The organism is Oleiphilus sp. HI0132 (assembly GCF_001635845.1).
Genome location: NZ_LWGJ01001050.1, coordinates 1 through 543 on the forward strand (window position 1 = coordinate 1; position 543 = coordinate 543).

Consider the following 543-nt stretch of genomic DNA (forward strand, 5'->3'; position numbering starts at 1 on the left):
TTAGGGTTACTAGAGTGGATAAGTAAGCTAAGCGTTCCATCAATATCTGTTGTCGCACCATAACTTATATCTCCAACTGGCGAGGATAATGTCGCCGCCGTCGCTGCATTATCGGTATAGCAAAAACCCTTAACGCCTACACTACCACCACAAGACTCATCTAGCTCCAGGTTTGCACCCAAGCGCCAAAAATCACCTTCATAGTTTTGTGTAATCGTGCCATCAGCACGTACAGCACTTATCGTCAATTCAGGGACAGTATTCCATTGAAAGGCCTGATTCATATAAGTGAAGGGCGATAGTCCAACGACATTACACGCTGGGGCAAAATTTCCTCCTGTGACGGAAAAGCTCACATCAAAACGATCAGGGATAAACCGACCAACATTACCACTTGTACCACCGCTGACGACTTCACCCGCATAATCGGGCACGGCATAGGCTTCCATAGTGAAAACCCCCACCTCATCTATTTGTTGCGTCACCGACACAACACCATCATCTGCCAATGTAAAGGCCACATTGCTCTCGGCAACATTGGCA

The 543-nt window shown here is 47.1% G+C and carries 1 protein-coding gene; it reads right to left on the bottom strand.

Going from position 1 to position 543, the window contains the following annotated elements; genetic code table 11:
• On the bottom strand, positions 1-521 hold a 521-nt coding region (locus tag A3766_RS12880), incomplete at its 3' end, for a DUF6701 domain-containing protein (protein WP_197479559.1).
• Between the last annotated feature and the right edge of the window lie 22 nt (positions 522-543).